This window comes from Zobellella taiwanensis, assembly GCF_003012795.1.
In the GTDB taxonomy this organism is placed as follows: Bacteria; Pseudomonadota; Gammaproteobacteria; order Enterobacterales; family Aeromonadaceae; genus Oceanimonas; species Oceanimonas taiwanensis.
Genome location: NZ_PXYH01000027.1, coordinates 39,073 through 52,487, shown reverse-complemented (window position 1 = coordinate 52,487; position 13,415 = coordinate 39,073). Strand labels below are relative to the sequence as shown.

The 13,415-nt window shown below is 63.4% G+C and carries 12 protein-coding genes; 5 read left to right on the top strand and 7 right to left on the bottom strand.

Annotated elements, in window-relative coordinates; all coding sequences use genetic code 11:
* Positions 1 to 174: 174 nt before the first annotated feature.
* Both C7I36_RS15565 and psrA read right to left on the bottom strand, forming a co-directional pair.
* Positions 175 to 2,439 (bottom strand): acyl-CoA dehydrogenase, encoded by a 2,265-nt coding sequence (locus C7I36_RS15565; protein WP_106454604.1) that lies wholly within the window; start codon positions 2,437 to 2,439, stop codon positions 175 to 177.
* Positions 2,440 to 2,469: 30 nt separating this feature from the next.
* On the bottom strand, positions 2,470 to 3,096 hold the full coding sequence (gene psrA / locus C7I36_RS15560) for a TetR family transcriptional repressor PsrA (protein WP_106454603.1): 627 nt from the start codon (positions 3,094 to 3,096) through the stop codon (positions 2,470 to 2,472).
* 232 nt (positions 3,097 to 3,328) lie between these two features.
* Between psrA and rsmS the strand changes: the two genes are divergently transcribed.
* Both rsmS and C7I36_RS15550 read left to right on the top strand, forming a co-directional pair.
* On the top strand, positions 3,329 to 3,490 hold the full coding sequence (gene rsmS, locus C7I36_RS15555; RefSeq protein ID WP_106454602.1) for a pleiotropic regulatory protein RsmS: 162 nt from the start codon (positions 3,329 to 3,331) through the stop codon (positions 3,488 to 3,490).
* 74 nt (positions 3,491 to 3,564) lie between these two features.
* Positions 3,565 to 4,626, top strand: a complete 1,062-nt coding sequence (locus C7I36_RS15550) for an AI-2E family transporter (protein ID WP_219899676.1) — start codon at positions 3,565 to 3,567, stop codon at positions 4,624 to 4,626.
* Between the two features lie 50 nt (positions 4,627 to 4,676).
* On the opposite strand, the gene speA is transcribed toward C7I36_RS15550, so the two are convergent.
* Complete coding sequence (gene speA / locus C7I36_RS15545) at positions 4,677 to 6,581, bottom strand: biosynthetic arginine decarboxylase (protein ID WP_106454600.1); 1,905 nt, start codon at positions 6,579 to 6,581, stop codon at positions 4,677 to 4,679.
* A gap of 246 nt (positions 6,582 to 6,827) precedes the next feature.
* Positions 6,828 to 7,766: a patatin-like phospholipase family protein gene (locus tag C7I36_RS15540; RefSeq protein ID WP_106454599.1), complete on the bottom strand. Its 939-nt coding sequence runs from the start codon at positions 7,764 to 7,766 to the stop codon at positions 6,828 to 6,830.
* A 90-nt stretch (positions 7,767 to 7,856) separates the two neighbouring features.
* On the opposite strand from C7I36_RS15540, the gene olsF reads away from it, so the two are divergent.
* Positions 7,857 to 9,593: a bifunctional ornithine lipid synthase OlsF gene (olsF, locus tag C7I36_RS15535; RefSeq protein WP_106454598.1), complete on the top strand. Its 1,737-nt coding sequence runs from the start codon at positions 7,857 to 7,859 to the stop codon at positions 9,591 to 9,593.
* Here olsF and C7I36_RS15530 read toward each other — a convergent pair.
* The gene (locus C7I36_RS15530; RefSeq protein ID WP_106454597.1) at positions 9,573 to 9,845 is read right to left on the bottom strand and encodes an Rdx family protein; all 273 of its coding nucleotides are present in this window, start codon (positions 9,843 to 9,845) and stop codon (positions 9,573 to 9,575) included. The genes olsF and C7I36_RS15530 overlap by 21 nt on opposite strands.
* A gap of 304 nt (positions 9,846 to 10,149) precedes the next feature.
* Positions 10,150 to 10,806, bottom strand: coding sequence for a GTP cyclohydrolase I FolE (gene folE / locus C7I36_RS15525; RefSeq protein ID WP_106454596.1), 657 nt, complete (start codon positions 10,804 to 10,806; stop codon positions 10,150 to 10,152).
* Positions 10,807 to 10,962: 156 nt separating this feature from the next.
* On the opposite strand from folE, the gene moeA reads away from it, so the two are divergent.
* Both moeA and moeB read left to right on the top strand, forming a co-directional pair.
* Positions 10,963 to 12,204: a molybdopterin molybdotransferase MoeA gene (moeA, locus tag C7I36_RS15520; protein WP_106454595.1), complete on the top strand. Its 1,242-nt coding sequence runs from the start codon at positions 10,963 to 10,965 to the stop codon at positions 12,202 to 12,204.
* Positions 12,201 to 12,959: a molybdopterin-synthase adenylyltransferase MoeB gene (moeB, locus tag C7I36_RS15515; RefSeq protein ID WP_106454594.1), complete on the top strand. Its 759-nt coding sequence runs from the start codon at positions 12,201 to 12,203 to the stop codon at positions 12,957 to 12,959. Before moeA ends, moeB begins: the two co-directional genes overlap by 4 nt.
* A gap of 12 nt (positions 12,960 to 12,971) precedes the next feature.
* On the opposite strand, the gene moaE is transcribed toward moeB, so the two are convergent.
* The gene (moaE, locus tag C7I36_RS15510) at positions 12,972 to 13,415 is read right to left on the bottom strand and encodes a molybdopterin synthase catalytic subunit MoaE (RefSeq protein WP_106454593.1); all 444 of its coding nucleotides are present in this window, start codon (positions 13,413 to 13,415) and stop codon (positions 12,972 to 12,974) included.

Here is a 13,415-nt window from a genome sequence, read left to right as displayed (position 1 = left end):
TGGCTTCCTTCAGACCCCACCGTTGGCCAGTGGCGCCCTTGCCAGTCGGATTGTCTTCCCCTCAGTCGGGGTGACGCCATCTTCTTTCAGATGGCCGGGTTTGCCGGCTTCGCCGGGCAAACAAAAAGGCCGGGCATTGTTGCCCGGCCTTTTCTGTTAATGGCGGCCGTCGGCTCAGGCGGCGTCAGACTTTTTTGGCATCTCCCGGCTCAGCACCCCGGGGGCGAAACTGTCTACCGCAATGGCACGGCGGCGCAGCTCCTCGGCATGCTGCAGCCGCTGGACCTCGGTTTCACCGACAATACCCGCCTCCCGAGCCTGGATCAGCAATTGCTCGAAGGGCAGCTTGCGCGGCAGCCGACCGGCTTTCTGGGCCTCCTGAATGTTTTTCTCGATCCCCTGTACCGCCACCATGGCCCGGAAGGCCGCTTCCACTTCGCCCAGGCCAGGACCACCATCGTCCGGCACATAGCATAGCCAGGACAGCCGATCGCGTACCCCACCCGGGGTCATCAGCTGCTTGCAGATGGCCTGGGCGTGCCTGTCCAGGGGTTTTCTGTAGCGGTTGCCCAACGGGAAAATCAGTGCTTTCAGCGTCACCGCCACCGCCCGGTTGGGGAAATTCTGGAAAAAGCCCTCCAGAGCCTCGCCGATAAGATGCAAATTGCGCCCCACGGCGTAATGCACGAAGGGCAGCTCGTCGGCGAGACGGCCGTTGTCCTCATAGAACTTGAGGGTGGCGGAAGCCAGGTAGAGGTGGCTCAATACATCCCCCAGCCGGGCCGAAATCATTTCCTTGCGCTTGAGATCCCCGCCCATGATCAGCATCGACACGTCGGCACAAAGGGCCAGGGCCTTGCTCATGCGGGCCAGTTGCCGGTAATAGCCGGCGGTGGGGCCGGATACCGGGGCGCCGTTGAAGCGGGCACCGGTGAGCCCCTGCCAGAAGGCGCCGAACACGTTGCCGGCGGCAAAACCGATGTGCTGGAACAGCAGACGGTCGAATTCGTCCAGGCCGGCCTTGTCATCCGGGTTGGCCGCCGCTTCCAGCTCCTTCAATACATAGGGGTGGCAGCGGGTGGCGCCCTGGCCGAAGATCATCAGGTTGCGGGTCAGGATATTGGCCCCTTCCACCGTAATCGCCACCGGAATGCCCATATAGTTGTGGGCCAGGTAGTTTTTGGGCCCCATCTGGATGGCCTTGCCCGCATGTATATCCATGGCATCGTCCATCACGGTACGGGCCATTTCGGTCATGTGGTACTTGGAAATGGCGGTAACGATGGCCGGGCTTTCCTTAAGATCCAGGCCACGGGTGGTCAGCCGGCGCGCCGCCTCCAACTGGTAGGTAAGCCCGCCAATACGGGCCAGGGCTTCCTGCACTCCTTCGAACTTGCCGATGGACAGGCCGAACTGCCTGCGTACATAGGCATAGGCGCTGGTGCTGAGGGTGGCCAGGTGGCCGCTGGCCGTGCCCAGCGCCGGCAGGGAGATGCCCCGGCCGGCGGACAGGCATTCCACCAACATGCGCCAGCCCCGGCCGGCATGCTCGGGCCCGCCGATGATCCAGTCGAGGGGGATGAACACGTCCTTGCCCCGGGTGGTGCCGTTGAGAAAAGCCTGCCCCATGGGGAAGTGGCGCTCGCCTATTTCCACTCCCCGGTGGCTGGTGGGGATCAGGGCACAGGTGATGCCGAGTTCGGGCTGGTCGCCCAGCAGGCCATCGGGATCATACAGTTTGAACGCCAGCCCCAGCACGGTGGCACGCGGCGCCAGGGTGATGTAACGCTTGTCCCAGTTGAGACGGATGCCGAGGACCTGCTCGCCCTGGTAATCGTCCTTGCAGACCACGCCGCTGTCGGGAATGGCGCCGGCATCGGAGCCCGCTTCCGGCCCGGTGAGGGCAAAACAGGGAACGTCCTCGCCCCGGGCCAGGCCAGGCAACCAGCGATCCTTTTGCGCCTGGGTGCCATAATGCATCAGCAGCTCGCCCGGGCCCAGGGAGTTGGGCACCATGACGGTGACGGCGGCGCTGATGCTGCGGCTGGCGATACGGGCCACTATGGTGGAATTGGCATAGGCGGAAAATTCCCGGCCACCGTAGGATTTGGGGATGATCAGGGAAAAGAAGCCTTCCTTCTTGATGTAGTCCCATACCGGCTCGGGCAGCTCGCGTTCCTCGCTGACGATCCGGTAGTCATCGAGCATGGCGAGCAGGGTCTCGACCTGGTTGTCGAGGAAGGCCTGCTCTTCATCGCTCAGCCGCGAAGGACCATAGGCCAGCAGCCTGGACCAGTCCGGCTTGCCGCAGAACAGTTCGCCATCCCACCACACCGAACCCGCCTCCATGGCCTCGCGCTCGGTGGCCGACAACGGCGGCAGTATCTTCTTGAAGGTGGCAAAGGCCGGGCCACTGATCCATTTCTTGCGTAAACTCATGCTCCCTCTCCTCAGGTTAGCCGGGTGGCATCAAGGTTTGGCGCCGACGCCGCTGGCCAGGTAGGGGATCACCCTGCGCACCAGGCCTTCCACGTCGATGTCTTCGTTGAAATCGCTTTTGGCAATGTCCCTGAGCGCCTCGCTCGAGGCCATGGTGAACACCACTGTGCCCAGGGTGAAATGCAGCCGCCAGAACACGTCGGCGGAAGACAGCTCGGGCGCCGCCTTGCGGATGGCCTGGGTGAAATGTTCCAGCACCTCGCCATAATGGTTGACGATAAACCAGCGCAGGAAGCCTTGGTTATCGATATAGCCGCGGCCCAGCAGTTGCAGGAAAATCTCCGGGCCCCGGCGCTTGATCCTGGTCAGCCCCATCAGCGGCGCCACAAAGCTGTCGAACACCTGGTGCAGGTTGATCCCGGGCTCGGCCAGCAGGCGTTGCAGGGCCTGGTCGGCGGCAGGCATGAACAGCGCCAGGTAGCGATCCATCACCGCCTTGATCAGATCTTTCTTGGAGCCGAAATGGTAATTGACCGAGGCCAGGTTGACATCGGCGGCGCTGGTGATCAGCCGGAGCGAGGTTTCGCTGAACCCCTGCTCGGCAAACAACACTTCGGCGGCGTCGAGAATTTTCTGTTTGGTATCTTTTTTGCTCACTGGCCACCCCAAAAATAAAACAACTGTTTAAAATTTACGTTTCAACACCGGCCACTGTCAAGCTAAAAAGCGGCCGTTACCTTTTTGTCCTTTGCCGCGCATTTTGAGGGAACCTTCCGGGCCGGACCCGCTCCAATGTAATGCCACTGCAATTAAGCACTAAGTCTTTGCCCAGCCCTAGCTGGGCATTTTTTTTATGTACAATGGGCCAAGTCCACCACTGGAGCCCATAATGAGCTTGGAAACCGCCCCCGCCGAGATCCAACTGGCGGTCGACCTGATAGCCTTACTCGAAGCCAACGAGGTCCCGCCCCGCTTGGCCCTGGCCGCCCTGGCCATCGTCGCCCGGGACTTTGAACGCAAACTGGCCGCCGAACAAGGCACCGGCGACTGATAGTTCCCCGGCCCTGGCGCCGCCTTCAGCCCGGGGTTATGCTGCCGGGCATCCTGACTTTGCAAGGGATCCCTGTGAATACGCTTCCCGACAATCTGATTTCCCGCTGGCTGCTGATCCTGCTGCTGCTGGTGGCCGTTTATTTTTTTCATGACTTTCTGATCCCCGTACTCGGCGCACTGATCATCGGCTTCGCCAGTTGGCCGCTTTACCACCGGCTGCACCGCCTGTGCGGCGGACGAGACCTGCTGGCCGCCAGCCTGGCCGTGATGACGGTGCTGGCGGTACTGGTACTGCCCCTGTCTCTCGCCTTCAGCTATGCCTTCGGCGAAATCAAGGGCTGGGTCGAGTGGCTTATCGAGGTCAACCGGGAAGGCGCCCCCATGCCCGCCTGGCTGCATTCCCTGCCCGCCATCGGCAGCTGGCTGCAGCCCTACTGGCACCAGTACGTGGCCGAACCCCACGCCCTGAGCGAGTTGGTGCACCTGCTCAGCGGCGAACAGCTGGGCAACATCTACCGCTGGCTACTGGCGCTGGGCAGCCGCGCCTTTCATCTCTTCCTGATCCTGGTGTTCATGCTGATCACCCTGTTTTTTGTGTACAAGGATGGCGCCCTGCTGGCCCGCCAGCTCGACCGGGTGGGCGAGTCGGTCCTCAATGCCCACTGGGCCCGCTTCTCACGCATGGTGCCGGCAACGGTCAGTTCCACCGTGACCGGCATGGGATTGATCGCCCTGGGCGAAGGGGTAGTGCTGGGCATTGCCTACTGGATTGCCGGCGTACCCTCGCCGGTGGCGCTCGGGGTGCTGACCGGACTGATGGCACTGATCCCCGGCGGCGCGCCCCTGTCTTTCACCCTGGTGTCTCTCTACCTGGCCGGCTCCGGCGATACGGTGGCGGCGGTGGGCCTGTTCGTGTGGGGCTCGGTGGAGCTGTTCATCGTCGACAAAACCATACGGCCACGGCTGGTGGGCGGCCCCATCAAGCTGCCTTTCCTGCCGACCTTTTTCGGGCTGATCGGCGGTGTCACCACCATGGGTATCGTCGGTCTCTTCGTGGGCCCGGTACTGATGGCCCTGCTGGTGGCCATCTGGCGGGAATGGCTGCACAGCCTGAGCCCGGGCATCCAACCCTAAAAAAAAACGCACCGCCGGGGCGGTGCGTTGACAAGAGCAAGGCAGCAACGCTACTGCTCTTCCTCCAGATAGGCGTAACCTTCCAGTCCGGCGGACAGCTCCTTGAGCAGCATCGCCCGGGTTGCTTCGTCCAAATCCGGATGGCTGGCCTGCAGCTCGTACTGGGCATTGATCACGCTGGGATCGATATCCACATAGCGCAGCAGTTCGGCCACATTGCTGCCTTGCTTGATATTGTGGATCTGCACCTGTCCCTGTTCGTCCAGCACCACTTCGGCGCTATGGGTGTCGCCGAACAGATTGTGCATGTCACCCAGGATCTCCTGGTAGGCTCCCACCAGGAAAAAACCCAGGTAATGGGGCTGGCCGGGCATAAACTCCGGCATCGGCAGCGTGGTTTCCACCCCCTGGCCGTCCACATACTGATCGATGGCGCCATCGGAATCACAGGTGATGTCCAGGATCACCGCCCGCCGGCTCGGCGGCCGGTCCAGGCCGTCCAGGGGCAGCACCGGGAAGATTTGATCAATGCCCCAGGCATCGGGCAGGGACTGGAACAGGGAGAAGTTGACGAAGCATTTGTCGGCCAGCTTCTCGTTCAGCTCGTCCATAATGGGCCTGTGGGCCCGGTTGACCGAGTCCAGCCTGGCCTTGATACCGAGGCAAATATTGAGGTGTACCTCTTCGGCCCAGGCCCGGTCCTGCAGGCTCATCAGCCCCATGTTGTACTGTTCGTGCACGTCGGCCAGCTCGGCAACCGTGTCGTGGTAGATTTCGAGCAGGGGCGGATCCTCCCGGCACAAATCCTCCCAGGTTTCCCACATGTGCTGCAGCAGGAAGGGCGCGTCCTTCGCCGGCGCCGCCGGTTGGGTCGGCTTGGCGGACTCGATGCTGATCACATTGGCCACCAGCATGGCGTGGTGGGCGGTGATGGCCCGGCCCGACTCGCTGATGATGCGCGGATGCGGCAGATCGTACTCCCGGCAGACGTTGCCGATGCCCCACACCACGTTATTGGCGTACTCGCGCAGGTTGTAGTTGGCGGAGCAGTAGCTCTGGGAACGGGTACCCTCGTAGTCCACGCCCAGGCCGCCGCCCACGTCGACGATGTTCACCGGCACGTCCAGCCGGCGCAGTTCACCGTAGAAACGGCCGCACTCGCGGATACCCTTCTGGATATCGCGGATATTGGCGATCTGGGAGCCCAGATGAAAATGCAACAGTTGCAGCCAGTCGATACAGCCGGCGTCCTTCAGCCGGTTCACCAGACTCAGCACCTGGGTAGCGCTCAGGCCGAATTTCGACTTCTCGCCGCCGCTCGACTGCCATTTGCCGGCGCCCTGGGACGCCAGGCGGGCACGCACCCCCAGACGGGGCGTTACCTTGAGGTTGGCCGCCTCTTCCATCACCAGCTCGAGTTCGGACAGCTTCTCGATCACGATATAGACCTGATGGCCCATCTTGGTACCGAGCAGGGCCAGGCGCACGTACTCCTTGTCCTTGTAGCCGTTGCACACGATTACCGACTCGGTCTCGTGGGTGTGGGCCAGCACCGCCAGCAGCTCGGGCTTGGAGCCCGCCTCCAGGCCCAGGCGGGGCTTGTCCTTGTAGGCCTTGGTCACCGCATCCAGCACACCACGCTGCTGGTTGACCTTGATGGGATAAACGGTCAGGTAGTCCCCTTCGTAGCCAAATTCCTCGATGGCGCCGTTAAAGGCGTTGAACAGGGCGTCGATACGGCTTTTGATGATGTCGGGAAAACGCAATAGCACAGGGGCCGCATAGCCCTCGGCCTTGAGTTGCTCAACCACTTCGGAAAGCACTACTTTTGCGTCGGGGCGGGTCTTATCGGGCGTAACCACCACCCGTCCCCTGTCGTCCAAATGAAAAAAACCCGCACCCCAGTAAGGCAGGTTATACACCTTGAGCGCGTCGTTTGCGGACCATTCTGCCATGTTCTTTGTCCCCGTGGTTGATATGAGGGCCATAGAAGATCCGGGCCTGGGCCCGGTACGATAAAAGTTGTATGGCGCCCGCACGGCCAGGCCGCCCGGGGCTTAGTTGCAACAACCGCCACACCTGTTGTTCATGGTAACGGCTTTTGCCCCGCCTTGTCGCGCCGATGGCGGAAAAATCGGGGTCGCGAGTGTACACACTGCGCCAGCCCCTGACCAGATGGTGTCCGCTTTGGGGACGATATTTTACTGCCGACCCAAGGCAGCCACCGCCGGTCCCAGAGTATGCAGGAAATAAAGGCCGCAGTGCCGGCCAAGCTGGTAATCCTGATCCAGCTGCTGGCGGCTGGAGCCGAGTACCCGGCTGTGCAGCGGGCGGTGAGGGGAAATTTCGATGATGCGGGCATCCGCCGGCGGCCGGGAAATGAAGTCCCGGGTGTCGTTGAAGCAACGCTCGTGGGCCGCCACCATCTGCATCAGTTCCCCCAGCCGCTCCCGGCCAATCCAGCCCTCCAGCCGGCGGGCCCAGTGCAGGCTGAAGCGGCTGTGCTGGGGTACGGTGCGCACCACCACCAGGGTTCTGGCACCGCGCCGGTAAGCCTCGCGCACCGGCACGGCATCGGCCACGCCGCCGTCCAGGTAGCGCTCCCCCTGCCATTCCACCCCGGCCCGGTAGAACAGGGGAATGGCGCTGGACGCCTTGAGCCCGGTCAGCCAGTCGCTGTGGCGCGGATCGAAATAATGGGGCCGGTAGTCGCCGGCCCGGGTACTGCAAAACAATAACTGGCGCCGGCCGAGTCGGCCAAGGCCGGTGGCGGTGTCCAGGGGCAACCGGTTGGCCAGCACATCGAAATACCAGTCCAAATCCACCAGATCGCCTCCCCGAGCAAAGTGCAGCGGCCGGAAAAACTCGGCACGGGTGGTGTAGCCGGTAATCACTTCCCTGGCATATCCCCGTGCCTGGCACATAAAGGACGACAGGTTCTGGGCGCCGGCGGAGGTGCCAATCAGGATATCGAAGGGATCGAAGCCTTCTTCCATAAACACATCAAGCACACCGGCAGTGAAAATGCCCCGCTGGCCGCCCCCTTCGCATACCAGGGCAACCTTGCCGCTCAGGCCGTCGGTCGAGGCATAAAGGGGAGCCAGTTGTCCCGGGCTGACCGGGACATGGTTGGTGGTCATGCACACTCCTGTCATCAAATGATCATGGGGGTGCCACAGCCCCGTCACCCGGCCTTCCTAGCCTGTGGCCACTGCAAGGGAGGAAGCCATATGTTATCCGTCGACACCCTGGCCGCCGAGTACCTGCCCCGCGGGCAGCATATCCCCGGTTGCAAGGCGTTATTGCGCTATCTGCTCCACGAGCAGGCCTTCATCGACTTTGCCCGACGCTATCCCCACCTGCGCGGGCTCGACTTCGTGGAACAGGTGCTGGAGCACTTTGGCTTCCAGGTCAGTCTGCGCGAACAGGAACTCGAACACATCCCGGCCCAGGGGCCCGTGGTGGTGGTTGCCAACCATCCTATCGGGTCCCTCGACGGCCTGGCCCTGCTCAGGCTGGTTTCCCGGGTCAGGCCCGACGTCCGCATCATCGCCAACCAGTTGCTGGCCCGGCTGGCCCCGCTGGCCTCGCTGCTGCTGCCGGTGGACAACCTGGGCGGGCGCACCGGCCGGGCCCAGTTGACCGCAGTGCAGCGTCACCTGGCCGGGGGCGGCGTCGTCATCGTGTTCCCCGCAGGCGAGGTCTCACGCCTGGGGCCGTCCGGCATCCGCGACGGCCACTGGCACAGCGGCTTCCTGCGCCTGGCCCGGCGGGCGCGGGCCGAGCTGGTGCCGGTGCATATCCGTGGCCGCAACTCGGCGCTGTTTTATCTCAGCTCCCTGGCCTGTCGCCCGCTGGGCGGACTGTTGCTGGTCCGGGAGATGTTCCGCCAGCAGAACAAGCATATCGTCCTGCGGATCGGCCGGCCAGTTTCCTGGCAATACGGCCGCCAGAGCGGCCTGGGGGACGCGGCCCTGTGCGATCTGTTCCGCCGCCACCTTTACCGGCTTGGCCGGAACAAGCCGGGACTGCTCGCAACCCAGGTGGCCATCGCACCTCCCGAACCCCGGCTGCAACTCAAAAAGGCGGTAGAGCAGTGCGAGCGACTGGGCCAGACCCGGGACGGCAAGGCCATCTACCTTACCCGGGCCCGCCGTGCCGGTCATTGTGTGATCCTGCGGGAAATAGGCCGTTTGCGTGAGCTGGCCTTCCGGGCGGTCGGAGAAGGCACTGGGCGGCGGCGGGATCTGGATCCCTTCGACGATGATTACTACCAGTTACTGCTCTGGGACCCCATGGAGCTGGAGATTATCGGCGCCTACCGCTTCGTGCCCACTGCCGAGCAAATCGCCCGAAAGGGACTGCACGGTCTCTACAGCCATCATCTGTTCGACTATGGCGACGCCATGCAGCCTTTCCTGGCCCAGGGGCTCGAACTCGGCCGCAGCTTCATCCAGCCCGCCTACTGGGGCCGACGCAGCCTGGATTACCTCTGGTTCGGGATAGGCGCCTTTCTCGCCCGCCATCCCCAGTACCGCTACCTGTTCGGCCCGGTTTCGCTCAGCGCCGCCCTGCCGGTGGCGGCGCGGGATCTGCTGGTGGCCTTCTACCGACAGTATTTCCCGGCCGCCGATCCCCTGGCCCGCTCCCGCCGGCAGCTGCCGCCGACCGCCAACACCCTGCGCGGGACCTTCTGCGGGACCGATTATCAGCAGGATCTGAGCCGGCTCAAGCAATTACTGGACAATATGGGCGTCGCTATCCCCACCCTGTACAAACAATATTCGGAGCTGTGCGAGCCGGGCGGGGTCCAGTTCATTGATTTTGGCACCGATCCGGATTTTGCCGATTGCATCGACGGCCTGGTGCTGGTCGATATGCACCGGATCAAGGCCAGCCGCTACCAGCGTTATATCGCTCCCCACCTGCCGGAGAAGGCGGGGGCGTCAGCGGTCGCTGTGACCTAGGCTGCGTCCGGGGGCAATCCGATCGCGCAGCCGCTGCTTGATGTCTTTGGCTTCGGGAAAGCCGTTGTCGGCCACCCGGCACCAGATAAGCACGCCGTCCACATAAATCTGGAACTGGCCCTGGTCTCCCGGGATCAGGGCCACCTCCCCGACCTCGTCGGCAAAGGTCGACAGTATCTCCTGGGCCAGCCAGGCCGAACGCAGCAGCCAGCGGCACAGGGTGCAGTAGCGGATTTCAATTCTCGGTTTCATGACGCCTCCCCAAAGCCCAGAGCATGCCCGAGCCCGCCGGCCGGGTAAAGGGCACTGTGATGGGGGAAGGTAAAGGTAAAGAAAAGCCGGCGCTTGCGCGCCGGCCGGGACCAGCTCGGCAATCTCAAGGTCCCAAAGGGGCAGTCGCCGGTCAGGGCGTTCAGGGACGATCGGCTCCAGCCATTCATCAAACCGCATCGCATCGCCGCCTGCACCGACCGGGACACTCTACCCCCGGCTTCAGGTATGCAACAAATGAATTATCAACATTTAAACATCGACAACATCGATGTTACACAAGCCATCAGCGAACCACGCCCCCAAGGAATTCCTGCCGGGTATCGGGCCGACTCTTGAAAATCCCCCCCAGCGAGGTGGTGGTGGTCGTGCTGGTCGCGTCCATCACGCCCCTGGCCTTGACGCAATAATGCGTGGCGGTGATGCTGACCGCCACGTCGTCCGACTCCAGCAGGGTTTGCAGCGCCACCAGTACCTGCTGGGTCAGCCGTTCCTGCACCTGGGGCCGGCGGGCGAAAAACTGCACTATGCGATTGATCTTGGACAGCCCTATTACCTTGCCGCGCGGAATATAGGCCACGGTGGCGCTGCCATCTATGGTCACGAAATGGTGCTCACAGGTGCTGGTCAGGGTGATATCCCTCACCTGCACCATTTCGTCCACCTTCATCTTGTTGTCGATCAAGGTGATCTTGGGAAAATGGGCATAATCTAGGCCGGAGAAGATCTCCCGCACATACATCTTGGCGATACGCTGGGGCGTTTCGGCCAGGCTGTCGTCGTCCAGATCCAGGCCCAGCACGTCCATCATTTCGGTCATCAGACCGGTGATCCTGGCCTGCTTTTGGTCCAGGGTCAGGGTATTGCCTCGCATCGGGGTTTCCAGCCCGCGGGCTTCAAGGGCCGAACGGACCCGGATGGCGGCATCGCTCAAAGCGGTCATGGCAGTCTCCGTGGGAGAATTTAAACTGGAAGAATGGTAGTGCATTTGGCCGCAGCTGTGAATGACGGATTCACCGGGCCGCCATGCAAGAAAAATGACAAAAATAGTTTCATTCTGAAATAATAACCGCGACACCCATCCTTAAGGGAGCCCAAGATGGCCATTCAAGATTGCTGCAGCCAACCGGGGTTGCGCCCCTTCGCCGATGCCAGGGCAGACATGCTGAACCGCCTGGAAATGGTCGCCGAAACGGACTTCGTTCCCCTCGAGCGGGCCCTGAACCAGCTGCTGGCCGAGCCGGTCGCTTCGCCCCTCGACGTGCCCTCCTTCGCCAATTCGGCGATGGACGGCTATGCCCTGCGCGCCGAGGACATTGGTGACGGACGGGGACTGGAGCTTATCGGCACCAGCCTGGCCGGCCATCCCTTTACCGGCCGGGTTGGGCCGGGCCAGTGCGTGCGCATCATGACCGGAGCGGCCATGCCCCTGGGGGCCGACACCGTGGTGATGCAGGAAAACTGCCGCTCCGAGCACAATATTATCACCCCCTGCGGTCCGGTGCGGCCCGGCCAGCATGTCCGCCAGGCGGCGGAAGACCTGGCCCAGGGCGAGGCAGTCTTCGGCGCCGGCATGCGCATCAATGCCCGGGTGCTGTCGGTGCTGGCGTCCCTTGGCCTGGAACAGGTGCCCGTACGCCGGCCGCTGCGGGTGGCGCTGCTGTCAACCGGTGACGAGTTGAAGGAACCCGGCGAGCTGCTCGCCCCCGGCGACATTTATGACTCCAACCGGATAGGACTGGGCGCCATGCTGACCCGGCTCGGCATTGAAATCACCGATTACGGCATCATCCGCGACGACCCCGAGCGTATCCGCGAGGTCCTGCTCAAGGCCGCGGCCAGGGCCGACGCCATCATCACCTCCGGCGGCGTCTCGGTGGGAGATGCGGACTACACCCGCCAGGTACTGGAGGAAGTAGGCGAAATCGGCTTCTGGAAGCTGGCCATCAAGCCGGGCAAGCCCTTCGCCTTTGGCCATATCGGACGCTGTGCCTTTTTCGGGCTGCCCGGCAACCCGGTGTCCGCCGCCGTCACCTTTCACCTGCTGGCCCGTCCTGCCCTGGCCAAAATGGCGGGCGAACGATCGTCCGGGCCCCTGCTGCTGCAGGCCAGGGCGCTGATGCCCTTTCGCAAAACGCCGGGACGGATGGATTTTCAGCGCGGCATCGTCGCACCCCAGGCCGATGGCAGCCTGGGGGCCGTGCCCGCCGGCTCCCAGAGCTCGGCGGTGTACAGCGCCATGGCCGAGGCCAACTGCCTGCTGCACCTGGAGCAGGACAGGGGTGACGTGGCGGCGGGCGAGACCGTGACCCTGGAACTCATCGACGGACTGTACTGGTGATGAAAACGCTCAGCGACGAGGAATGGCTGCGCTACAACCGGCAAATCGTGCTGCGCCCGTTCGATATCGACGGCCAGGAAGCATTGAAAAACGCCGCCGTCCTGGTGATCGGGGCCGGCGGCCTGGGATGTGCCGCCGCCCAGTACCTGGCGGTGGCCGGGGTGGGCCGGATCACCCTGGTGGACGATGACCTGGTGGAGCTGTCCAACCTGCAACGCCAGGTACTGCACCAGGATGCGGACCTGGGCCGGCCCAAGGTAGACTCCGCCGCCGACAGCCTGCGCGCCGCCAACCCTTGGCTGGAGGTGGTAACCCACCAGGCCAGGGCCGACGAGACATTACTGCACACCCTGATCCCCCAGCACCAGTTGGTGCTGGACGGCACCGATAACCTGGCGACCCGGCAACGAGTCAACCGCTGCTGCTTCGAGGCCAAGGTGCCCCTGGTATCGGCGGCGGTGATCCGCATGGAGGGCCAGCTTGCGGTCTTTACCTATCATAGGGACGAGGCCTGCTATGCCTGCCTGTCCCGACTGATGGGCGATGCCGTGCTGAGCTGTGTGGAAGCGGGCGTGCTGGCGCCCATGGTCGGGGTAATGGGCAGCCTGCAGGCACTGGAAGCGGTCAAGCTGCTGGCGGGCGGCATCGGCCGCTCGCCCAGGGGCCGGCTGCTGCTGGTGGATGGCCTGCACCTGTCGACCCGGGAGCTCGGCCTGCCCAAGGCGCCCGACTGCCCGGTGTGCGGCGGCCGTTGAGCAAGGCTCTGGCTACCAGCGATCGGCAGCCTGGCTGTCGCTGTCCCTGGCGTCCACCCAGCGCGTCTCGCCGCCGGCCGTGGTTTCCTTCTTCCAGAAGGGCGCCCGGGTCTTGAGGTAGTCCATGATGAAGTGACAGGCTGCAAAAGCCGCTTCCCGGTGGGCGCTCGCCACGCCGACGAACACGATTTGATCGCCAAGCGCCAGGGCGCCTACCCGATGGATGACCCGGCATTCCAGCAACGGCCAGCGCCCCTGGGCCTCACTCACAATCTGCGCCAGGGCGTGCTCGGTCATACCCGGATAGTGTTCCAGGATCATGCCGCTCACCGCCGCCCCCTGGTTCATCTCCCGCACCCTGCCCACAAAGGTAACCACGGCACCGGCCTGGTGCGACCGACTGAGAGCGGCATATTCGCTGGCCAGGCAAAAGTCTTCCTGTTGTACCCGGATCAT